The organism is Streptomyces sp. TSRI0107, from assembly GCF_001905845.1.
In the GTDB taxonomy this organism is placed as follows: domain Bacteria; phylum Actinomycetota; class Actinomycetes; order Streptomycetales; family Streptomycetaceae; genus Streptomyces.
Window position 1 is genome coordinate 115,186 of sequence record NZ_LIVZ01000002.1, and the last position, 21,613, is coordinate 136,798.

Annotated in this window: 18 protein-coding genes; 8 read left to right on the forward strand and 10 right to left on the reverse strand. The window is 71.5% G+C overall.

Translation table 11 applies throughout. The features are described from left to right. Positions 1 to 6: 6 nt before the first annotated feature. From AMK31_RS04720 to AMK31_RS04730, 3 genes are read left to right on the forward strand one after another with little or no spacing between them, the layout of a single operon-like run. On the forward strand, positions 7 to 972 hold the full coding sequence (locus tag AMK31_RS04720) for a carbohydrate ABC transporter permease (RefSeq protein ID WP_073939089.1): 966 nt from the start codon (positions 7 to 9) through the stop codon (positions 970 to 972). Next, complete coding sequence (locus tag AMK31_RS04725) at positions 969 to 1,805, forward strand: carbohydrate ABC transporter permease (RefSeq protein WP_073939090.1); 837 nt, start codon at positions 969 to 971, stop codon at positions 1,803 to 1,805. The genes AMK31_RS04720 and AMK31_RS04725 overlap by 4 nt, the downstream gene beginning before the upstream one ends. A gap of 12 nt (positions 1,806 to 1,817) precedes the next feature. Further along, entirely contained in the window at positions 1,818 to 4,679 is a 2,862-nt protein-coding gene (locus AMK31_RS04730; RefSeq protein WP_073939091.1) for a glycoside hydrolase family 2 TIM barrel-domain containing protein, read from the forward strand. Positions 4,680 to 4,818: 139 nt separating this feature from the next. Here the strand turns inward: AMK31_RS04730 and AMK31_RS04735 are convergent, their stop codons facing one another. Continuing rightward, positions 4,819 to 5,322: a hypothetical protein gene (locus tag AMK31_RS04735; RefSeq protein ID WP_073939092.1), complete on the reverse strand. Its 504-nt coding sequence runs from the start codon at positions 5,320 to 5,322 to the stop codon at positions 4,819 to 4,821. Further along, a complete protein-coding gene (locus AMK31_RS04740) occupies positions 5,319 to 7,034 on the reverse strand; it encodes a PHP domain-containing protein (RefSeq protein ID WP_073939093.1) in 1,716 nt (571 codons plus the stop codon). The genes AMK31_RS04735 and AMK31_RS04740 overlap by 4 nt, the downstream gene beginning before the upstream one ends. Before the next feature lie 260 nt (positions 7,035 to 7,294). Between AMK31_RS04740 and AMK31_RS04745 the strand changes: the two genes are divergently transcribed. After that, positions 7,295 to 7,897, forward strand: a complete 603-nt coding sequence (locus tag AMK31_RS04745) for a TetR/AcrR family transcriptional regulator (RefSeq protein WP_073939094.1) — start codon at positions 7,295 to 7,297, stop codon at positions 7,895 to 7,897. 78 nt (positions 7,898 to 7,975) lie between these two features. Here the strand turns inward: AMK31_RS04745 and AMK31_RS04750 are convergent, their stop codons facing one another. The 4 genes from AMK31_RS04750 to AMK31_RS04765 form a co-directional block, all read right to left on the reverse strand. Further along, complete coding sequence (locus AMK31_RS04750; protein ID WP_073939095.1) at positions 7,976 to 8,743, reverse strand: isocitrate lyase/PEP mutase family protein; 768 nt, start codon at positions 8,741 to 8,743, stop codon at positions 7,976 to 7,978. Between the two features lie 288 nt (positions 8,744 to 9,031). Further along, a complete protein-coding gene (locus AMK31_RS04755; protein WP_073939096.1) occupies positions 9,032 to 10,723 on the reverse strand; it encodes a DUF2264 domain-containing protein in 1,692 nt (563 codons plus the stop codon). A 137-nt stretch (positions 10,724 to 10,860) separates the two neighbouring features. Continuing rightward, positions 10,861 to 11,094: a hypothetical protein gene (locus tag AMK31_RS41290; protein ID WP_241842533.1), complete on the reverse strand. Its 234-nt coding sequence runs from the start codon at positions 11,092 to 11,094 to the stop codon at positions 10,861 to 10,863. Positions 11,095 to 11,528: 434 nt separating this feature from the next. Continuing rightward, positions 11,529 to 12,599 carry a rhamnogalacturonan acetylesterase gene (locus AMK31_RS04765; protein ID WP_073939098.1) on the reverse strand — a complete coding sequence of 357 codons (1,071 nt, stop codon included), beginning with the start codon at positions 12,597 to 12,599 and terminating at the stop codon, positions 11,529 to 11,531. A gap of 191 nt (positions 12,600 to 12,790) precedes the next feature. Here AMK31_RS04765 and AMK31_RS04770 point away from each other — a divergent pair, with 191 nt between their 5' ends. Then, positions 12,791 to 14,470, forward strand: a complete 1,680-nt coding sequence (locus AMK31_RS04770; protein ID WP_073939099.1) for a rhamnogalacturonan lyase B N-terminal domain-containing protein — start codon at positions 12,791 to 12,793, stop codon at positions 14,468 to 14,470. A gap of 26 nt (positions 14,471 to 14,496) precedes the next feature. Here AMK31_RS04770 and AMK31_RS04775 read toward each other — a convergent pair whose 3' ends face one another. Together AMK31_RS04775 and AMK31_RS04780 are read right to left on the reverse strand one after the other, a co-directional pair. Next, complete coding sequence (locus AMK31_RS04775) at positions 14,497 to 15,909, reverse strand: RICIN domain-containing protein (RefSeq protein WP_073939100.1); 1,413 nt, start codon at positions 15,907 to 15,909, stop codon at positions 14,497 to 14,499. Position 15,910: 1 nt separating this feature from the next. After that, entirely contained in the window at positions 15,911 to 17,008 is a 1,098-nt protein-coding gene (locus tag AMK31_RS04780; RefSeq protein WP_073939101.1) for a glycoside hydrolase family 43 protein, read from the reverse strand. Positions 17,009 to 17,199: 191 nt separating this feature from the next. On the opposite strand from AMK31_RS04780, the gene AMK31_RS04785 reads away from it, so the two are divergent. Beyond that, on the forward strand, positions 17,200 to 17,631 hold the full coding sequence (locus AMK31_RS04785) for a hypothetical protein (RefSeq protein ID WP_073939102.1): 432 nt from the start codon (positions 17,200 to 17,202) through the stop codon (positions 17,629 to 17,631). A 37-nt stretch (positions 17,632 to 17,668) separates the two neighbouring features. Here AMK31_RS04785 and AMK31_RS04790 read toward each other — a convergent pair whose 3' ends face one another. Together AMK31_RS04790 and AMK31_RS41295 are read right to left on the reverse strand one after the other, a co-directional pair. Next, positions 17,669 to 18,589 (reverse strand): GNAT family N-acetyltransferase, encoded by a 921-nt coding sequence (locus AMK31_RS04790; RefSeq protein WP_073939103.1) that lies wholly within the window; start codon positions 18,587 to 18,589, stop codon positions 17,669 to 17,671. 300 nt (positions 18,590 to 18,889) lie between these two features. Next, the gene (locus tag AMK31_RS41295; RefSeq protein WP_241842534.1) at positions 18,890 to 19,372 is read right to left on the reverse strand and encodes a hypothetical protein; all 483 of its coding nucleotides are present in this window, start codon (positions 19,370 to 19,372) and stop codon (positions 18,890 to 18,892) included. A gap of 16 nt (positions 19,373 to 19,388) precedes the next feature. On the opposite strand from AMK31_RS41295, the gene mmuM reads away from it, so the two are divergent. Together mmuM and AMK31_RS04805 are read left to right on the forward strand one after the other, a co-directional pair. Then, positions 19,389 to 20,312 carry a homocysteine S-methyltransferase gene (gene mmuM, locus AMK31_RS04800; RefSeq protein WP_073939105.1) on the forward strand — a complete coding sequence of 308 codons (924 nt, stop codon included), beginning with the start codon at positions 19,389 to 19,391 and terminating at the stop codon, positions 20,310 to 20,312. A 189-nt stretch (positions 20,313 to 20,501) separates the two neighbouring features. Further along, positions 20,502 to 21,554 (forward strand): LacI family DNA-binding transcriptional regulator, encoded by a 1,053-nt coding sequence (locus AMK31_RS04805; protein ID WP_073939106.1) that lies wholly within the window; start codon positions 20,502 to 20,504, stop codon positions 21,552 to 21,554. Positions 21,555 to 21,613: the final 59 nt, after the last annotated feature.

A 21,613-nucleotide genomic window follows, 5' to 3' on the forward strand; every position in this document is an offset into this window, starting at 1 on the left:
ACGACCATGTCGACCACCACACCCTCGCGGCCCGCCGAGAGCCTCGCCGCCGGCAAGGCCCCCGCGCTCGGGCGGCAACGCGGGGTCCGCGGCCGGACCCTCGCCTTCTGGCTGTTCACCGGACCGTTCCTGACCGGGCTGGCGATCTTCGTCTACATCCCGATCGGCTGGAGCGCGTACCTCTCCTTCTTCGAGGCCCGCTACACCGTCACGCCCAGCACGTTCGTCGGGTTCGACAACTACCGGTACATGCTGACGAACGACAAGTTCGTCGACTCCCTCGTCACCTTCACCGTCTTCGCCGCGATCGTCGTCCCGATCACCTGGGCGCTGTCGCTCGGGCTGGCGCTGCTGGTGCACCGGATCCGCTTCATGAAGGCGTTCTTCCGGTCGGTGTTCTTCCTGCCGACCGCGGTCAGTTTCGTCGCCGCCTCGCTGATCTGGAAGATGTCCGTCTTCAGCGGCGTCCGCTTCGGGCTGATGAACACCGTGCTCGGCTGGTTCGGCGCGGACGACATCGCCTGGCTGGCCAACCCCGACCCGCCCTGGTACTGGCTGGTCGTCCTGACCGTACGGCTGTGGCTCCAGGCCGGCTTCTACATGATCCTTTTCCTGGCGGCTCTGCAGAACATCCCGCAGGAGCTGTACGAGGCGGCCGCGATCGACGGCGCCAGGCCGGGCCTGCAGACCTTCCGCCATGTCACCCTGCCGCAGCTGCGGGCCACTTCCACGGCCGTGATCCTGCTGCTGCTCGTCGCCGCCTACCAGGCGTTCGACGAGTTCTTCAACCTGCTGAACAAGACCACCTGGGGCCGTCCGCCGCTGGTCGAGCTGTACTACACCGCCCTGGGCGAGAACCAGGACTACGGCTCCGGCAGCGCGGGCGCGATGATCCTGACCCTGCTGATCTGCGTCGTCACCCTGCTCCAGGGCCGGATCATGGGCTTCGGGCGAGGGGAGGAGTCGAAGTGACCCAGCGCACCCGCGGGGCGGGCTCCGTCGGCCTGTACCTGGCGACCGGTGTCGCCGCCTTCCTCTTCCTGGTCCCCTTCTATCTGATCGTGCGCAACGCGCTGTCCACGGACGCCGAGATCACCGGCGAGAACTGGAAGTTCTTCCCCACCGAGATCCAGTGGGGGAACATCGGTGAGCTGTTCGACGATCCGACGGTGCCGTTCGCGCAGTCGCTGTGGAACTCGGCCGTCGTCGGTGTACTGCATACAGTCGGCACGCTGCTGGTGTGCTCGCTCGCCGGATACGGCCTCGCCCGTATCCCCTACCGCCACGCCGACAAGATCTTCTACGCCGTCCTCGTCACCCTCATGGTGCCGACCGCCGTCACCTTCGTGCCCAGCTTCGTGCTGGTGTCCTCCCTCGGCTGGGTGTCCAGCCTGCGTGGCCTGGTCGTCCCCGGCCTGTTCAGCGGCTTCACCTGCTTCCTGTTCCGCCAGTACTTCCTGGGCTTCCCGAAGGAACTGGAGGAGGCGGCGCGGGTGGACGGGCTCGGCTACTGGGGCGCGTACTGGCGGATCGTCGTACCGAACTCCCTGAACTTCTTCGCGGCCATCGCGACCATCACCTTCATCAGCGGCTGGAACGCCTTCCTGTGGCCCCTGGTCATCGGCCAGGACCAGGAGGCGTGGACGGTGCAGGTCGCGCTCTCCTCGTACATGACCAACCAGACCGTCAACTTCCATCTGATCTTCATGGCCACGGCCATTTCCATCCTGCCCCTGGTGTTCGTGTTCCTGTTCCTCCAGCGCTGGCTGGTCCAGGGCGTCGCACAGACCGGCATCAAGGGCTGAGCTAGGAGACCGATGTCTGTCCGCACCACCCCCGCCGCCGACCACGTCGAGGACGTCTCCCCGGGCCGCGGAACCCTTCCGCCCCGCTCCTGGTACGCGTCCTCCGACGCCGCATCCCTCAGTCTGAACGGCCGTTGGCGCTTCCGGCTGTCCGCGACGGCGGACGCCGAGGACGACTCGTTCGCCGGGCCCGGGTACGACGCCGGGGACTGGGCGGAGGTCACGGTGCCGGGCCACTGGGTCCTCCAGGGCCACGGCGCACCCGTCTACACGAACCACCTCTACCCGTTCCCGGTCGACCCGCCGCACGTCCCGACCGAGAACCCCACCGGCGACCATCTGCGCGTCTTCGACCTGCCCGCCGACTGGCCGGCGGACGGGGACGCGGTGCTGCGCTTCGACGGGGTGGAGTCCTGCGCCCGGGTCTGGCTGAACGGCACGGAGCTGGGCGAGTTCAAGGGGTCCCGGTTGCCGCACGAGTTCACGGTCGGCGGTCTGCTGAAGACTGTAGGCAATGTACTGGCGGTCCGTGTCCACCAGTGGTCGTCCGGCTCCTATCTGGAGGACCAGGACCAGTGGTGGCTGCCGGGCATCTTCCGGGACGTCACCCTGCTGCACCGCCCGGCGGGCGCCGCGGGCGACTTCTTCGTGCACGCCTCCTACGACCATGCGACCGGCGCGGGCACCCTGCGCGTCGACTCGGAGGTCGCCGGCCGGGTCACCGTGCCGGAGCTGGGCGTCGACATCGCGACCGGCGAGCCGGTGACGGTCCCCGTGGAACCGTGGACGGCCGAGACACCCCGGCTCTACGACGGGGTACTGGCCACGCCGGGCGAGCGGGTGCCGCTGCGGATCGGCTTCCGGACCGTCGCCCTGGAGGACGGCCTGATCAAGGTCAACGGCACGCCGGTGCTGTTCAAGGGCGTCAACCGGCACGAGTGGCACCCCGAGCGGGGCCGCGCCCTGGACCCGGCGACCATGCGCGAGGACGTGCTGCTGATGAAGCGGCACAACGTCAACGCCGTGCGCACCTCGCACTACCCGCCGCACCCGGCCTTCCTCGACCTCTGCGACGAGTACGGGCTGTGGGTGATCGACGAGTGCGACCTGGAGACGCACGGTTTCGTCGAGCAGTCCTGGCGGGACAACCCCGTCGACGACGACCGCTGGACCCCGGCCCTGCTGGACCGCGCCGCCCGCATGGTGGAACGGGACAAGAACCACCCGTCGGTGGTGATCTGGTCCCTCGGCAACGAGGCGGGCACCGGGCGCGGCCTCACCGCGATGGCGGAGTGGATCCGCGGCCGGGACGGTTCCCGGCCGCTGCACTACGAGGGCGACATCGACTGCCGGGACACCGACGTCTACTCCCGGATGTACGCCTTCCACGACGAGGTCGAGCGGATCGGCCGCGGCCTGGACGGCGGCACGCTCAAGCGGCGCGACATGCCCTTCATCCTGTGCGAGTACGCGCACGCCATGGGCAACGGACCGGGCGGACTCGCCGACTACCAGCGGCTTTTCGAGTCGTACGACCGGCTCCAGGGAGGCTTCGTCTGGGAGTGGATCGACCACGGCATCGCCCACCCGGAGCTGGGCTTCGCCTACGGCGGTGACTTCGGCGAGGAGCTCCACGACGGCAACTTCGTCTGCGACGGGCTCGTCTTCCCCGACCGGCGGCCGTCGCCCGGCCTGGTCGAGTTCAAGAAGGTGATCGAGCCGGTCCGGATCGAGGGCGACGGCGCGGGCGGCACCGTCCGCGTCACCAACCGGCACGACTTCGCGGACCTGTCCGCGCTCGCCTTCGAGTGGTCGTACCAGGTGGACGGCGAGACGGTCGACGCCGGCCCGCTGCCGGTGCCGGCGCTCGCGCCGGGCGAGTCGGCGGAGGTCAAGCTGCCGCAGCCGGGCCCCGCGCCGGCCGGTGCCGAGACCGGGTGGACGGTGCGGGCGCTGCTGGCGGAGGCCACCGCGTGGGGGCCGAAGGGCCATGTGGTGGCGTGGGGCCAGCTCCCCGTCACGAACCGGGTGGCGCCGTCGGTGACGGCGAGTGAGCGGCCGGCGGTGAGCGGGGGGCTGGTGCGTCTCGGCCCGGCCGCCTTCGACGCGCGCACCGGCGCCCTGCGGACCGTCGGCGGCGTGGACGTGACGGATCTACGCCTGGACGTGTGGCGGGCGCCGACCGACAACGACAACGGGGCGCCCTGGCAGCCGGACGCCCGCTACGGGCTGCTGTGGCGCGAGCTGGGACTGCACCGGATGCGGCATCGCCTCGACGCGGTCGACGTGACGGACGAGGCGCTGACCGTGCGGACCCGGGTGGCGCCGGCCGCCGTCGACGTCGGACTGCGGACTGTATACCGCTGGACGTCGGACGGCCGCCGGCTGAAGCTCACCGTCTCGGTGACACCCGAGGGCGACTGGGCGGTGCCGTTGCCGCGGCTCGGTATCCGGTTCGGGCTGGCGGGCGCGGACGAGGTGTCGTGGTTCGGTGGCGGGCCCGGTGAGGCGTATCCGGACAGCAGGATGGCGTCGACAATCGGCCGTTGGCGGTCGACTGTAGACGATCTGCAGACGCCTTACGTCCGTCCGCAGGAGAACGGCGCCCGCGCCGACGTCCGCTGGGCGGAACTGGGCGGCCTGCGCGTCGAGGGCGACCCGGCGTTCTGGTTCAGCGCCCGCCGCTGGACCAGCGAACAGCTGGACGCCGCCGGGCACCTGACGGATCTCGTCCCCGGCGACACGGTGTGGGTCAACCTCGACCACGGTCAGATGGGCATCGGCTCGCAGTCCTGCGGCCCGGGCGCGCTCCCCCAGTACCACCTGCGGGCCGAGCCCGCGACGTTCTCCTTCGTCTTCGAGGCGAACGGCTGAGCCGACGCCGACCGGCCGGCACCACTCGGGGTGGTACCGGCCGGTCGCGGCGTCCGCGGAGCCCCACCGGCCCACACAGTCCGAACGGTCCGCACGGTCCGCTCGGTCCGCTCGGTCCGCTCGGTCCGACGGGAACGGTTCAGTGGTCGGCGCAGCACGGCGTGGGGTCGGGGACCTCGAACGGGGTGAGCCGGCCGCCCGCCGCGGGCATGGCGGTCAGGACCAGTCGGCCCTGGAGCCACTGGGGCCGTACGTGGTCGCGGGTGACCAGCGGGGTCGCCGGGTCCGGTGTCCCGGCCGCGCCCAGCACCGTCACGGCGTCGATCGCGGAGCGGGACAGCAGTTCGCCGACCGTCAGCGTGCCGGTGAGGTGGGCGGCGCCCGGGTAGAGGACCGCGCGGCCCACCGCGTCGGGGGCGCCGCCCTTCACCTCGTACCCCTCGGCGATCAGCCGCTCACGGCAGCCTTCCACGGACGTGGTGAGGGAGAGGGCGACGCGCGGCCGGTCGCCCCGCAGCAGGTGCGTGCAGCCGAACGCGCCCTCGGGGAGGGCGAGTTCGGCCGCCAGTTCCAGCAGCAGGTGATCGGCTGCGCGCAGGTCCTTCAGGCCCGCGTCCACGGTGAGGACGTACGGCGTGGTCACGACGGCAGGACCCACACCGGGTTGGAGTAGAACCACAGGTCGAGCCACGGGTCGGCGTCGCCGACGACGTCGAGGGCGGGGCCCGCCGGGTCGACGGCGGCGCCCATCGCGCCGACGGCGGTGCGGTTGCCGTCGGTGCCGCGCAGCCGGACGTAGACCGGGCGGTCGACGCGGCCGAGGTCGTAGGTGAGGCGGACCGTGCCGGTCGACTTGTTCACCTCGTACGACTTGACGACCTTGGCGGTGGGGGCGGTGAAGGTGTCCTTGTCCTTCACCTCGCCGGTGACGTCGCCCTGGATGACGTCGACGCGGGCGAGACTGGGCACGAATCCGGCCCAGTTGGGGCCGCCGGCGAGGGCCACGTCCACGGTGAGGGTGACCCGGGTGCCCTTCTTGACGTGCAGGGCGCCGCCGAGGGTGGCCCAGCGGCCGCCGCCGGCGACCCGGGCGTCGAGGGCGCTGATCAGCCGGCCGTGGTCGACCCAGATGCGGCCGGCGCGGATGCCGTCCATGACGGCGGCGTAGGAGAAGCCGTCGGCGCCGACGTGGGTGCGGCTGTACTGGCCGGGCCAGTAGTCGCCCTGGGTGACGTCGATCTTGCCGCCGTAGACGGGGTCCTCATAGCGGCCGTTGGCGTTGAAGTCGCCGCCGGGGCCGCGGACGGCGGTGTCGCCGTAGACCTGGTGGGAGTCGGAGTTGGCGGTGATCCACCAGGGCTTGCCCTCGGCGAGGAGGCTGTCCCACAGGCCGCCGACGGTGGCGGTCATCCAGTCGAAGCCGCCCCAGGTGCGGTACGACTCCGGCGGGTAGCCGGCGAAGGAGTTGGCGCCGGGGTTGTTGTCGTAGATGCCGCGGGCGCGGGCCATGCCGAGCGGGGCGGGCAGGCCGGCGGCCTGGTGGCCGGGGGCGCCCTCGAAGCCGACGGCGATCCGGTGCTCGGCGGAGGTGGCGTCGCGCCAGGCGCGGATCTCGTGCGGGGAGTCGACGCCGCGCCGCGCGGGGTGGTTGGCGAGCATCAGGGCGTCCTTGACCTTGCGGCGGCGGACCTGCTCGCCGAGGAAGGCCAGACCGGCGACGGCGAGGGCCTCGTTGGCGGGCGTGGAGTCGGTCGCGCCCTTGACGCTGCCGTCGTAGTCGGTCTCGAACTGCTTGAGGACGGCGACCTCGTTCTTGCCGGGGTGGACGAAGACGGTGCCGTGCTCGGCGGCCGGGATGTTCCACTCCAGGCCCTGGAAGACGAGGGTGTCCTCGAACGCGGCCCGGGCCTCCTTGATGTCCGGGTTGACCTTCTCGACGCCGATCTTGGCGTGGGTGGCGCTGCCGTGGTCGGTGATGACCAGCCAGTCCATGCCGTGCCGGGCGCCCTGACGGACCTGGTCGACGACGCGGTACTTGCCGTCGCTGCTGTACTGGGTGTGGATGTGGTGGTCGCCCGCGAGCCACAGGAAGCCGTCCCGCTTGCGTCCGCCGGGGGCGGCGTACGCGGGTGCCTGCGGGGTGAGGACGCTCGCGGCGGCGAGGCCCGCGCCGAGCAGTCCGGCGCGGCGCAGCAGCGAGCGGCGGGAGTGCTGTTCGGGGGTCAGGGCCTCGTCGGGCACGGAGGTGTCGAAGGCGGCGGGCAGGGCCGCGTGGTCGTGCGTGTTGTCGTGCGTGTGGTCGTGCTCGTGGTGATGGTGGTGATGCCCGTGGCCGTGGTGGTGGGCGTGCCCCATGGTGTGCCTCCTCGATGCCGCGGCGTGTGCGCGGCCGCCTTCTGCGGCGCTGCCGCGTCGCGTGAGGAGGATCAAGGCAGAAGATGAATGTTGAACGACTCGGGGGTGAGCAACAGAAGTCCCAAGCACGGCCGCTCGCCACGCCGTTGACAGCTTTCCCGACTGCCGGGTGGTGCCGTACGCGCCGGTCGACTGAAACCGGTACCTAATTCCACTAGCCTGCGGCCTGGAAACCCCAGGTTCGTGTCAGGGAGGCCCCCATGCCCCGTGCCGGTCTCACCGCGGACCGTCTCGTCACCGCCGCTGTCGAACTCGCCGACGAGGCCGGGTTCGAGAACGTGACGCTGTCCGGGCTGGCACGCCGGTTCGGAGTGAAGGACGCGAGTCTCTACTCGCACGTCAGGAATCTCCAGGACCTGCGCACCCGGATGGCGCTCCGGGCCGGCGGCGAGCTGATCGACCGCATCGCGGCGGCCGTCGCCGGACGCGCCGGCAAGGACGCGCTGACCGCGTTCGCGGGCGCCTACCGGGCGTACGCCCTGCAACACCCGGGCCGCTACGCCGCCACCCAGACCCGCGTCGACCAGTCCCTCGTCGCCGACTCCCCCGCCCTGCGCCGCACCGCCGAGATCACCTACGGCATGCTGCGCGCCTACGGCCTGGAGGAACCCGACCTCACCGACGCCGTACGCCTGCTCCGCGCCACCTTCCACGGCTACTGCGTCCTGGAGGCGGGCGGCGGCTTCGGTGCCCCCCGTGACGTACAGCGGTCCTGGGATCGTGCCGTCGACGCCCTGCACACGGCTCTGACGCACTGGCCGGGTGAGGAGGACGGCGGGGAGGTGGGTGAGGCGGGGAGGTGATTGAGCAGAGGGGTGACTCCCCCGCGTGAGCATGGTCAGCGCCCCCTTCGGCCATGGTCAGCGTCCCGCCGGCCACGGTCAGCGGCGCGTTGAAGGGCCGGTCGCCAGCGCCCGTACCTCGTCGTACGACGGCACCGTGCCGCCCGGCGCGCGCCCCGCGCGGATCTGCGTGAGCGCGTCCACGGCCGCGCCGAGCGCCTGCCGGTAGAGCAGGGAGCCGAGGCTGATCCGGCGGACGCCCAGGTCGGCGAGGTGGGGGACGGAGGGGCCGGCGGGCGAGTAGAGGATGTTGAGGGGGATGCCGTCGAGGTCGCGGACCAGGGCGGCGATCTCGGCGGGGTCGGTCAGGCCGGGCACGAACACGCCGTCGGCGCCCGCCTCCCGGTAGGCCTCCAGGCGGCGCGAAGTGCCCTCGCCGTCGCCCAGCCAGTACGTGTCCGTGCGGGCGTTGACGAACAGGCCGGGGGCCGCGGACTTCACCGCCGCGATCTTCTCGGCGTGCAGGGCGGGCGAGCCCAGGCCGTCCTCCAGGTTGATCCCCACGGCACCCACCACGGCCAGCTCCCGCGCGAACTCCCCCACCTCCTCCGGGACTTCCCCGAAGCCGTCCTCCGCGTCGACCGACAGCAGGAAGTTTTCCGCGCCGAGGGCAAGGGTGAGGCGCAGGGTCTCGTCGCGCGTGGCCGCTCTGCCGTCCGGCAGCCCGGCCGCCGCCGCGACCCCGAGACTCGTCGTGGCGATCGCGGGGAATCCCAGCCCGGCGAACAGCCGGGCCGAGGCGTGGTCCCAGGCGTTGGGCAGGAGAAGCGGGTTCCCGGCGCGGTGGAGGTCGGCGAAGGCGGTCATACGGGGAACGGTAGAGGCGAGTCCGTTCGGCGACCGCCGAAACGTCCCGGCGCTGACGGGCTTCCGCCCGGTCCCGGTCCGACTTTCCGACCGTCACTCCTCTCCCTTGAGGACGTGGGTGGACTCCCGTTGGATGTGCCCGGAGTGGTGGAGGAAGTCAAGGATCACGGTGAGCTCCGCGTCCGAGTCCTCCGCGCAACGGCCGGCAGCGACCGGTGACCAAACGGAGCCGGATGAGGTGTGCGACTGCGGCTGCGGTGCCGGGGTCCGGGGTCCGGACCGCCCCGCTCACACCGGCCGCACGTCCACCCCGTCGGCGTCCAGGCGGACCCGCAGCGCGGGACCCGCGCTCCAGCGGACCTCCAGCACCCCGCTGCCGGCGTCCACCGCCACGCTCACCGACTCGGCAAGCGGCTCAGGGTCCGGTTCGCCGGTGAGGCGGGCGAGGGCGACGAACAGCGTGCCGTCGTCGGCGGTGACGCCGGTCGCCGTGTCGGACAGCCCGTGCAAGGGAAGCAGTTCGGCGCGAACGCCGTCCCGCGCCGCCCACCCGGTGACCCGTACCGGCGTACCGGGGGCGGCTCCCGTCACCAGGTGCGCCCGCAGCTCGGCGGCCCCGTGCGCGAGCACGACGCTGGTCACCCGCGCTCCCCCGCCCGCCGAGTGCCGGGAGGCGACCCAGCCGTCGCCGACACCCAGCGGCACGATGTCCGCACGGCTCGCGTCGCCGCCGACGATCACGCTGTTGTCGTACGACGGGTCGGGCCGGGTGGCCGTCGAGTAGGCGAGGCGGGTGTAGTACGGGTCGTAGCGGACGTCCTCACTGCCGTGGTTGTGGAGCCGGACCAGCCCGTCCGAACGCGTCGACTGCAGCAGCCAGTTGGGCGGGCCGACCGGGGTGACGGCGTCCTCGCGCTCCGCCGGACCCGGCTCCTCCACGGCCGTCCAGACGGGGTGGTCCGGCGGGAGGAGCAGGCCGAGGAAACCCTTGCTCGCCCAGTAGGGGGAGGCGGGACCGGAGTAGTTCTGCAGCACGGACTCGTCGGGGCCGTGCCAGCCGAGGGTGAGCAGGCCGCGCTCGTCGACGGCGCCCCGGTCGAGGAAGTACTTCAGGGCGCCGGAGGCCAGGCGCCGGGTCTCGCCGGGCGGGAGCGGGGTGTGGCCTGTCAGCGCGCCGAGCCAGAGGGGCGCGGTGGTGGCGAAGCGGTAGGTGAGGGAGCGGCCCTGGTGGAGGGGGGCGCCGTCGGCGGCGAACAGGCGGGCGTAGTCGGCGAGGTGTTCCGACAACCGTCGACCGTATACAGCCGACAGTTCACCGTCGCCCGCCAACCATGCGTGGAGGACTGGATACAGGTGCATCGCCCAGCCGTTGTAGTAGTCGAACTTCCGGCCGTCGCCGTCTGTATACCAGCCGTCGCCGACATACCACTTCTCGATGCGCTCCAGCCCTCGGTCGATCGCCGCCCGGGACGCCGCCGTCTCGTGGCCGATCTCCTGGAGGAAGCCTCCGACGGTCACCGGGAACAACTCCCAGTTGCAGGGCCACGCCTCGGCGGTGAGCGCGTCCGCGAGCCAGTCCGCCGCCCGCTGCCGCACCCCGTCGTCCAGCCGGTCCCACAGCAACGGCCTCGTCAGCCGCAGCGCGAGCGCGATAGACGCGGCCTCGACCAGCGGCTGGGTCCGGCTCTCGACACGGGGCCAGACACCCGCGGCGCCGGCCGCGAGCCCGTCGGCGTAGCGCTGCAGCGTCGTCTCGTCACGGTGGAAGGCCGCCAGCAGCAACGTACGGGCGTACCCCTCCAGACCGTCGGAAAGACGACCGGACCAGCTCTCCCGGCCGCCGGGGAGGTGGTAGAGCGCGAAGTCCTCGGTGGCGTACGGCTCCACCGCCGCGAGCAGCGCGTCGGCTGCCGCCTCCCAGTGGGCACGGGTGAGGCCGGTGTACGGGCTGAGGGTGCGGTCTTCGGAAGGCAGCTGCATCAGTCCTCTTTCCGGTCTTCTTGCCGGTCTTCTTGGCAGTCTTCTTTCCGGTCCTCTTGCCAGTCTTCTCTCCGGGCCATCCGGGCCATCCGGGCCTTCCGGGCCTCGATTTCGCAGGTGGGTGCCTCGCTCCGTGCTCACGCAGGGAGGAAGCCCGGCCACCACGGCGGGACGTTTCCCGGGCACAGAGGCGCGGGATAGGAGTCCGGCATGCCGAGCCACGTCACGAGGAACCAGGTGAACCACAGAGTGAAGACGATCCCGGCGGCCGGTGCGGCCCGTCGGTGGCGTCTGCCGAGAGTGCCGTACAGGATCACCCACGGAACCGCGGCGGCGACCCAGATGAGCGGGGCGAGAAACAGCAGTGTCATGCCGTTCGCCGCCGCACCGCCCCCGACGTCACAGGCGGCCCACGCCCTGCCGACAGCGGCGACGGACACCACTGCGGTCAGCCCTCCGAAGAGGGCGCCGAAGCCGATTCCTCTCGACCAGGGTCTCGGAGGACTCGACGTCCCTGCTCCCACGATTACCTACTCCCCCAGCCTCGAACACAGGTGCGGAGAGTACCAACGTCCTGAAGCAGCCCCGTGATCTCCTGCTCGACCACGGGGTTCGCGGATCAGCCCGCTCCTGGTGTTCTGCGGCGGTGGCGCGGCGACCCTGCTCACCTGGCACGGTGGCCTCTTCGTCGTCCACGGTGTGCTGGTCGAGGCGGGAGCTGCCGACCGCCGCATGGACGGGACCGGGACTTCCTCGGACTGACTGACCTGGGGCGCCCCAGTTCCGGTCGGGGCGCCCCAGGGGCTCAACCCGCGCGGACCAGGCCGCGCGGTACCAGGTGCTGGGCTAGGAGTTCGTCGCGCACCAGTTCCGCGTAGACCGTGGCGCCGTGTACGGAGGTGTGGGTGTTGTCGCGCTTCTCGTTGTAGAGGTACAGCGCCTTGGACGCCTCGACGCCCAGCGATTCCACGACCGCCTTCGTCTTCGCCGTGAGGTCGATCAGCGGCACCTCCTCAGCCGTGGCGACGGAGCGGACGACGGCCGGGTGGTCGACGCCGAGGCCGTTGACGAGCAAGGCGGTGTTGTTGTTCAGGGTGCCGTCGGCGTTGAACCAGCGGCGCACGATCGGGGTGACGAGCACCGGCTCACCGCCCTTGTCGCGGACACCGGCCACCAGCGCTTCGAGGTTGGCCCGGTAGGTGGCCTCGTCGGTCGTCTTGTCGTTGTGGGCGAGCTGGATCAGGACCAGGTCGCCGCGCCGGATCTGCGGCTGGACGGTGGCCCAGAGCTGAGGGTTCTGCAGGAAGCTGACCGTGCTTTCGCCGGAGTCGGCGTAGTTGGCGACGGACAGGCCCTTGCGCAGGTACTGCGGCAGCTGCTGGCCCCAGCCGGCGTACGGGTCGCCGGGCTGGTCGCAGACCGTGGAGTCGCCGACGAGGAATATCTGCCGGGTGTGCCGCGCGGGGGTGACGCGGATGTCGGCGAGGGCGGGGGCCGCGCCGCCGATGACGAGGTCGAGGCCCGGCGTGCCGGCCGGACCGGTGGGCTCACCCTCCGGGATGCGGACGTTCACCGTGAAGCTGCGGGCGACGCGCTCCCCGGCCGGCGCGGCGGTCTCGGGGAGCAGGGCACGCCGGGTCTCGCCGCCGATGCGAGTGCTGGACGCCGTGTCGCCGCCGAGGAGGACCTTCACGTCGTACGTGCCGGGCGGGACGTCGAAGTGGCAGGCGTCGGCGGTGCAGTTCTCCGGTCCGAGCGACGACGCGGCGGGGACCTCGGCGTTCCCGGCCTGGGCGTCCCCCGCGTGGGCGGGCACCGCGGACAGTACGGTCCCCAGGGTCGCCACCACCAGCGCGGCGATGCTGAAACGTCTCACTTCCGGCTCCTCGATCACGGACGACGGGTCTGGCGGTGGACCGTACCGCGCTTGGCAAGCGCTTTCTAGCCCTCAGGCAGTTTTTGCACAACTCACAGTTCCGGCTCTGTGAAAGGCCTTTCGCGAAAACGATTCAACTGTCACCCTGCCAGTCACCCGCACCCCCCTCACCTCCCGAAGGAGGCATCCCCATGCCCGGATCCGCGAACCGACCGGTCGGACGCCGCAGCCTCGTCCTCGGCGCCGCGGCCGCCGCCGGCACGGCGGCCCTCGGGGGCCCGCTGGCCGGCTCCGCGTCCGCCGCGGCCTTCGGCTGGAGCGACGACGGCGCGAACTACGTCGTCGACACCGGCGCCCAACTGGTCTTCAAGGTCAGCAAGTCCAACGGCGACCTGACGTCGCTGGTCTACCGGGGCACCGAGTACCAGGGCTACGGCGGCAAGAACTCGCACATCGAGTCCGGCCTCGGCAGCTCCGCGGTGACGATCCGGCAGTCCGGCTCGACCATCCTGATCTCGGTCGCGTACGGCACGCTGCGGCACTACTACGCGGCCCGCAGCGGCGAGAACAACATCTACCTGTGGACCGACAAGGCCGACGACTCCGTCTCGGCGACCCGCTTCATCCTGCGCGTCAAGGCGGGCCTCTTCCTCAACGACGAGCCCGACTCGTACACCTACGCACCGACCGCCATCGAGGCCTCGGACGTGTTCGCCAAGTCCGACGGCCAGACCCGCTCCAAGCACTACTCGAAGCTGCGGGTCATGGACTACGACTACGTCGGCTGGACCGGCGGCGGCGTGGGCCTGTGGATCGTACGCAGCAACCACGAGAAGGCGTCCGGCGGGCCGTTCTACCGCTCCCTGCTGCGGCACCAGAGCGCCGACGGCGGCGGCCTGTACGAGATCCTGTACTACGGCCAGAACCAGACCGAGGCCCAGCGCTTCGGCCTCCAGGGCCCGTACGTCATCGCCCTCACGGACGGCGGCGCGCCCTCCGCCTCGCTGTTCCCGGGCACGCTCACCACCCCGTGGGCGGATTCGCTCGGCATCTCCGGGTACGTCGGGGCGAGCGGCCGGGGGCGGGTGGCCGGCGTCGGGATCACGGGCCGGAACACCGCGCATCCGTACACGGTGGGGCTCGCCAACGCGGCGGCACAGTACTGGGGAGCGGCGCGGGCCTCGGACGGCTACTTCTCCGTCGCCGGTGTACTGCCGGGGGCATACACGCTGACTGTCTACAAAGACGAGTTGGCTGTATACAGTACACAGGTGACGGTGTCCGCCGGGGCGACGACCACCCTCAACACCATCGCCATACCGTCGACGAACGACCCCGCCAACGCGAGCGTCATCTGGCGCATCGGTGACTGGACCGGCACGCCGAAGGGCTTCAAGAACGCGGACCTGATGACGTACGCGCATCCCTCGGACGTCCGGGCGGCCCCCTGGACCGGCAACGTCGTCATCGGCAGCGGCACGGAGACCTCGGCCTTCCCCTGCTACCTCTGGAAGGACGTCAACAACGGCATCGTCGTCTACTTCCGGCTGACCGCCGCCCAGGCCGCCGCCGCGCACACCCTGCGCATCGGGGTGACGACGGCCTACGCCAACGGCCGGCCGCAGGTCGTGGTCAACGACACCTGGACGTCGGCGATCCCCTCACCGCCCACCCAGCCGAACACGCGGTCGCTGACCAACGGCTCGTACCGGGGGAACAACCACACGTTCACCTACAGCGTCCCGGCGAGTGCCTGGCTCACGGACACCGGCCAGTACAACACGCTGAAGATCAACGTGGTGAGCGGTTCGGGGACCACCTCCTATCTCAGTGCCGGCACGGCGATCGACGCTATCGACCTGCTGGCCTGACCCTCGCCGGGGCGACGCCGGTCATGTCAGTTTCCGCGCGTCCACTGCTGGTTGGTGCCGCCGTTGCAGGCGTACGTGATGGTCGCGGCGCCGTTGGCGGTGGACCCGCCGTTCACGTCGAGGCATTCGCCCGTCGCGCGGGATCTGACGGTGACGTAGGAGCCGGTGGTGGTCAGCGACCACTGCTGGCTCGTCGCCGAGCCGGCGCAGTTCTCCTGGGTGACCGTGCTCGCGTTCTCCTGCACGCACAGGGAGCTGTGCCGGGCGGCCAGCTGGTAGTAGCCGCCGCCGACGGACTTGAGCCAGTACTTCTGGTTGTTGCCGCCGTTGCAGTCGTACTGCTTGATCTGCGCACCGGCCCACTGGGACTGGCTGGTGACGTCCGCGCACCGGCCGGAGTGCCGGGCGACGAGCGTCTGGTAGGCGGCGCCGGTTCCCGTGACCGTTCCGGCGGCCGTGTCGACGGTGACCTCCGGGGTCCAGGACATGGACATCGAGGTGGCGGTCGGGAAGGTCAGGGGAAGCCAGACGTAGCGGGAGTCGCCGACCGTGCCGCCGAAGGAGTTGCCCCAGCGGTCGCCGAGGTAGAGGTAGGACGTGGCCGTGGATTCCTGCAACGGTAGAACGTATGCAGTCTGCGATCCGTAGGCGGTTGCATCTCCCACATTGGCCATCGACGACCAGGGCCCGGCGAGGCTGGTGGCCGTGGCGTACTGCTGCTGGTTGGGGTTCCAGCCGGTCGCGCCCGAGGTGAGCATGAAGTAGACGCCGCCCCGCTTGAAGAGGGCGGGTGCCTCGCGGTGGCCGCCCGGCCACGGGTTGGCGACCAGGCTCGCGACGCCGGTGTAGTCGGCGGTGAGCCGGTAGATGTGCAGATCGTAGTTCTCGCGGGCGGCGGAGACCATGTAGCCGGTGCCGTCGGTGTCCACGAAGACGGTGATGTCCCGGGACATGTGCTGCCCGAGCGGGCGGAAGCTGCCCCGCCAGGCGTAGTCGCCGTCGACGGTGTCGGAGACGGCGACGGCGGCGCGGGCCTCGCCGTAGTCGGAGCCGTTCTCCTTGTGCATCCACATCACGAACTTGCCGGTGGCGGCGTTGTACATCACCTTCGGCCGTTCGATGTTGGCGACCGCCAGCTCGGGGTGGGTGGACTGGGTCAGGACGTGGTTGCGGAACTCCCAGTTCTTCAGGTCGGTGGAGCGGTAGGCGTCGACGTAGCGGAAGGTGTTGTCGGCGTTGCGGTGCTCGCCGAACCAGTAGTAGTAGGAGCCGACCTTGATGATGCCGCCGCCGTGGGCATGCACGGGATCGCCGGAGATGTCGGTGAACTGTATGCCGTTGCTGATCACCTGGGGTGCGGCCTGGGCGGGGCCGGCGGTGGCGAGGGCGCCTATCAGGCTCAGGCAGGCGGCGAGGAGGACGGCGTACACACGTCTCATCTCAGTCCTCCGCCCGTGCGGGGGTGTCGGCGACCGGGACGCCGAAGTCCGGGGTGCCGTCCGGCTTCCAGCCGAGCTTCTGGATCCGGGTGTGCCGGTTGGGGTCGTTCAGCGGATCACCGACGATCTCCTTGTACTGGCGGGCGTGGTAGACGAGGACGTCGGTGCTGCCGTCCTCGGCGACGGTGAAGCAGTTGTGGCCGGGCCCGTACTGCCTGGTGGAGTCATTGCTGGTGAAGACGGGGACCGGTGACTTCGCCCAGCTGGCGGGGTCCATGAGGTCGCTGCCGGCATCGGCGGTCAGGAGACCGACGCAGTAGTTGTGGTCCGTGGCGCTGGCGGAGTAGGTCATGAAGACGCGGCCGTTGCGCTGGAGGACGTAAGGGCCCTCGTTGACCTTGAAGCCGACGCACTCCCAGTCCAGTTCGGGTGTGGACAGTCGCACTTGCGGGCCGGTCAGCGTCCACGGGTCGGCCATCTCCGACAGCCACAGCGCGGTGTTGTTGCCCATGCCGGGCTCGTGCTGGGCCCAGGCGAGGTAGCGGGTGCCGCGGTGGGTGAAGGTGGTGGCGTCCAGGGAGAAGGTCTCCCAGGCGGTCCTGATCCGGCCCTTCTCGACCCAGGTGCCGCGCAGCGGGTTCGGGTGGGCGTTCTCCAGCACCCAGATCCGGATCTGCCAGACGTCCTCCTTGGGCGCGGCGGCGAAGTAGATGTACCACTTGCCGTCCACCCGGTGCAGTTCGGGCGCCCAGATGTGCGCGCCCATGTCACCGGAGGGGTGCACCCGCCAGATGACGGACTCGGCGGCCGTGGACAGGCCGTTGAGCGTGCGGGAGCGGCGCAGGACGATCCGGTCGTACTCGGGGGCGGTGGCGGTGAAGTAGTAGAAGCCGTCGGTGTGCCGGTTGATGTGCGGGTCGGCACGGTTGGGGACCAGGGGGTTCACGTACGGGGCTGCCTTGGGGGATGTGGTGGACGGAGCCGCCGACGCCCCGGCGGGAGCGGCGGCCAGGGCGCCCGCGGCGAGTGCGGCGCCCTTCAGGACGAGTCGGCGGTGGGGGTGGTGGGGAGTGGGGGGTCGGTCGTCGGCGCGGCTCATGCAGACTGCCTCTCGATGCTTCGATTCGAAATTTCGGACACCATCTGCCATTCCGAACGCGCACAAGCTATGGGCGTGTTGGGGACAGGTCAACGGGTCCGGTGGGACAGGTGACCGCCCCGTGAGAGGGGCGCCCCGTAGGGGTTCCCGTGAGAGGGCTCTGCGAGAGGGCCCTGTGAGACGGTCGTCCCGTGACCTGTGACGTGTGCGGACACGAGATGCGGCGGGAGCCGGAGCCGGAGTCGCGGATGCGATGGGAGCCGTCGCTGAGGGAACGGTGGTTCTGCGGCTGGTGCTACGCCTGGACCGACCTGGGACACCACCCGCACGAGGTCTCACGCCCGCAGTACGAGCCCATGAGCCGGCGCTGGGAACGGGCGGAGGGACCTGAGCTGCCGGAAGCCGTCGCCCACGCCTACGGACACTTCGGTACGACCTTGTGCGGCATCGCCCACGACGGCCTGACCGCCACCCCGTACTGGTGGATGCCGGAAGCGCCGCACGCCTGTCAGGCCTGCAAGGAGACCGCGACCGTCATCGACCGGCGCTGGCCGGAGGAGGTGCGGGACGGCGGACGGATCAATCCGGCCCCGCCCCCCGGTTCGCAGTGGCCCCCGTTCTGACGGCCGCCTGTCGGCAGGCCCCCGAGTCCGTGAAGACTTACCGGGTGAGGTCTTGGCCCGAGAGGTCTTGGCCTGTGAGGTCTTGGCCCGAGAGGTCCTGCCCTGCGAAGTCGTAGACGGCGAAGTCGGTGACCCGGCGGTATCCGATGCGCTGGTAGAGGGCGTTGCTGGTGGGGTTGGCCGCGTTCGTGAACAGCACGACTTCCTTGGCGCCCGCGTCCAGCGCGGCCCGGCTGACCTCGACCGTCACGGCGCCCGCGTAGCCGCGTCCGCGCAGGTGGGCCGGAGTGTATACAGGATCCACCCGGACCTGGCCGGCGACCATCGGGTTCGCGCCCGCCATGGAGACGGGCGTGCCGTCCGGGGTCTCCCAGAAGGTGTAGCTCTTCTCGGCGAAGCGGGTGCCGGCCCAGGAGGCGGCGTCGATGGTCACGGCCTCCCCGACGTCCGCGGCGAACTCACGGCACCAGCGCATGAGGTGCTCGTGGTCCCGCTCCCCCACGAGCCGGCCCCCGCCCTCGGGGAACGGCTCCGGCGGGGTGAGCGTGCCGAGCCGGTACAGGTGGAGCCGGACCCGGAGCGTCGGCGTCGCGCCCGTGCGCCGCTGCCAGGCCTCGGTGAAAGCGGCGGCGGTGCTGTGGTCCGCGCTGACGAACGGAAGGGAGTACCCCAGGTCGACCAGGTGAGCGGCGAGGGTGTCGGCCTGCCCGGGCGTGAGAGCGGTGACGCTCAGCCCTCGGGACGGGAACCGGTAGAAGACAGCGCCGACCTCGCCCGCCCGCTCCAGCCTGCCGAAGACGGGGCCCGGAGTTCCGTACGCGGCAGCCCCCAGTGTGCGCAGCTTCTCGGTCACCGACAGCGGCATGGTGTGCAGGACGGGGCGCGAGCGCAGGAAGTCTCCGGCTCGGGCGAGGAAGTCGTCGACGTCTTCGGTGAGTTGCCAGTCCGCCGGGCGCACGCTCCATGGTCTCTGGTGGAGTCGGCTGTGGGGAAGGACGGGGTTCAGGCCTCGCCCGGTGGCCGATGTCCGGCCCGCTCAGCGTCCGCTCGGCGCCTCCGGAAACCCCAGTAGGGGTGCGAGGCCCGGGCCTCGGCGGCCCAGCCGGCCAGGAACGCGAAAGCTTTGCCCCGCTCCCGGTAGCGGAGTTCGGGCGACCGTACCGGCGCCGCCGTAGTCCAGCTGCTCCTCGCCCGCGCGGGCCGGCATCAGCACGGTGAGCCAGTCGTACGTCACCGCCGAGGCGCACACCCCCAGTCGTCAGGCGGGCTCACCAGCTCCGTGCGCGGCGCCCAGCCGACGGGCGTGCTCGATGTGCCGGGCGAGCGGCCAGGCGGTGGCCGGTTCGCCGGGGACGTCCTCCAGCCACAGCGCGAAGTCGCCGTCCGGCTGGTCGACGCGCGCCAGGAGGCGGGGTGCGCGGATGCCGTACGGCTGCCAGTGCCGGGCGAGTCCCGACTCGTAGACGTGGGCCTCGCGGCGCCAGTAGTTCCAGTGCCGGGGGTCGTCGAAGGCGGCCCAGCGGCCGTCGGCCTCCTTGCGGCAGGTCAGCACCTTGAGTACGGCCGTGCGCTCACCGCGGCGGACCCGCCGGACGCCTGCCGTCACGCCGTTCTCGGGGTTGTGCACCAGGGGTTCGAGGACGGGCCGGCCGGCGCCGCCGAGGATCTCTCTCCGCTCCGTGCGGCTCCACTCCGGGCAGCTCCGCTTCCTGCGGCCACGGGCCTCTCCTACCCGCCTCATCGATTAGCGTCGTGGCATGACCAGCGATATCCCCGCGTTCGCGGACGCCCTAGCCGCCGGGACGGTCGTGCTGGACGGAGGCATGTCCAACCAGCTGGAGTCCGCGGGGCACGATCTGAGTGACGAGCTGTGGTCAGCGCGGCTGCTCGCCGAGCGGCCCGAGGCGGTCGTCGAGGCGCACCTGGCCTACTTCGAGGCGGGCGCCGACGTCGCCATCACCGCCAGCTATCAGGCCACCTTCGAGGGGTTCGCCAAGCGCGGCATCGGGCGCGAGCGGGCGGCCGGACTGATCGCGTCGAGTGTGGAGTCGGCGCGAGAGGCGGCCCGGCGGGCGCGCGCCGGGGGCGCCGGCCGGCCGTTGTGGGTGGCGGCGTCGGTCGGGCCGTACGGGGCGATGCTGGCGGACGGGTCGGAGTACCGGGGTCGTTACGGGCTCTCGGTCGACGAACTGGAGCGTTTCCACCGGCCGCGTCTGGAGGTGCTGGCCGCCGCCGCGCCGGACGTGCTGGCGCTGGAGACGGTGCCGGACGCCGACGAGGCGGCGGCACTGTTGCGGGCGGTGCGCGGGCTCGGGGTGCCGGCCTGGATGTCGTATACCGTCGACGGTGGACGGACGCGTGCCGGCCAGCCGTTGGAGGAGGCGTTCGCACTCGCCGCCGACGTGGACGAGGTGATCGCGGTGGGCGTCAACTGCTGCGCCCCGCAGGATGTCGACGCGGCGGTGGCGACGGCGGCCCGGGTGACCGGCAAACCGGTGGTCGTCTATCCGAACAGCGGGGAGACGTGGGATGCCGGGGCCCGTGCCTGGAAGGGCCGCTCCACCTTCACCGCCGCGCAGGTCGAGGGCTGGCTGGCGGGCGGGGCGCGGCTGATCGGCGGCTGCTGCCGGGTGGGTCCGCAGGCCATCGCGTCGATCGCGGACACGCTGCGGACGGCGTGAGCGTCGCGCACCGCTCCCCCGCCTGACTCCGGCGCCCCCACGCGGCCTCCGCACAACCTCCGCGCCGCCTCCTCGACACCGTCACACGCTGCTAGCCTCCACGCACCGGGAAGGTCGGGAACCGGTTTCTAGGCCTTCCCGCGGGTCCCCAGAGGCCGCTGCCGGGCCCGGCGGAAGGGGCGAGCGGGTATGACGAGGAAGAGCGGCGACGCCGGCCGCAGCACGATCCGGGACGTCGCGACGCGGGCCGGGGTGTCCGCGTCGACGGTGTCCCGGGTGCTGGGCGGCGAGTATCCGGTCAGCTCGTCGACGCGTACGCGCGTACTGCGGGCGGTGCGCGACCTGGACTACGTCGCCGACGCCCGCGCCAGAGCGGTCGCCGGTGCGGGTACGCCGTCCCTGGCGTTCGTGCTGGAGGACATCACCGGCCCGGCGTCCGCGCACATGGCGCACGGGGTGGAGCGGGAGGCAGCCCGGCACGGGCATCTGTGCCTGGTGTGCAGCACGGAGGGCGACGTGCGGCACGAACTGGACTTCGTGGAGATGATGCGGGCGCAGCGCGCGGCCGCCGTGATCCTGGTCGGCGGCGGCACGGACACCCCCGCGTACCGGGAGCGCACCCGCCGGATGGCGGACTCGCTGGCGTCGGCGGGCTCCCGGCTGGTGCTGTGCGGCCGGCCGCCGCTCGGGCCGGGGGCGCCGATGACGGTCGTCGAGTACGACAACGAGGGCGGCACCCACGCCCTGGTCGCGCACGTCCTCGCCCAGGGGCACCGGCGGATCCTCTTCCTCGGCGGCAAGCCCGACCACACGACGGCCCAGGGTCGCGAACGCGGCTACCTCGCCGCCCATCGGGCGCGCGCCGTCGAGCCGGATCCGGCGCTGCTGCTGCACGGCGACTTCACCCGCGACTCGGGCCACCGCCTGATGCGCCGCGCCCTCGCGGACGGGCTGGAGTTCACCGCCGTGGTGGCCGCCAGCGACACGGTCGCCGCGGGCGCGCTCACGGCACTGCACGAGGCGGGCCTCGACGTACCCCGCGACGTCTCACTGGCCGGCTACGACGACATCCCCTTCGCCCGCGATCTGCATCCGGCGCTCACCACGGTCCGCGTGCCCTACGAGGAACTGGGCCGGCTAGCCGTCCGCACCGCACTCGGCCGCACCCCGGACGCCCCGGACGAGCATCTGCTGCTCGGTACGCACGTGGTGGTGCGGGATTCGGTCGCTGCGGTCGGCTGAGCCTGCGGGCAGACGGTCGACTGGCCCTGCATTCCCGGAGCCGCTGATGGGCGGTGTGG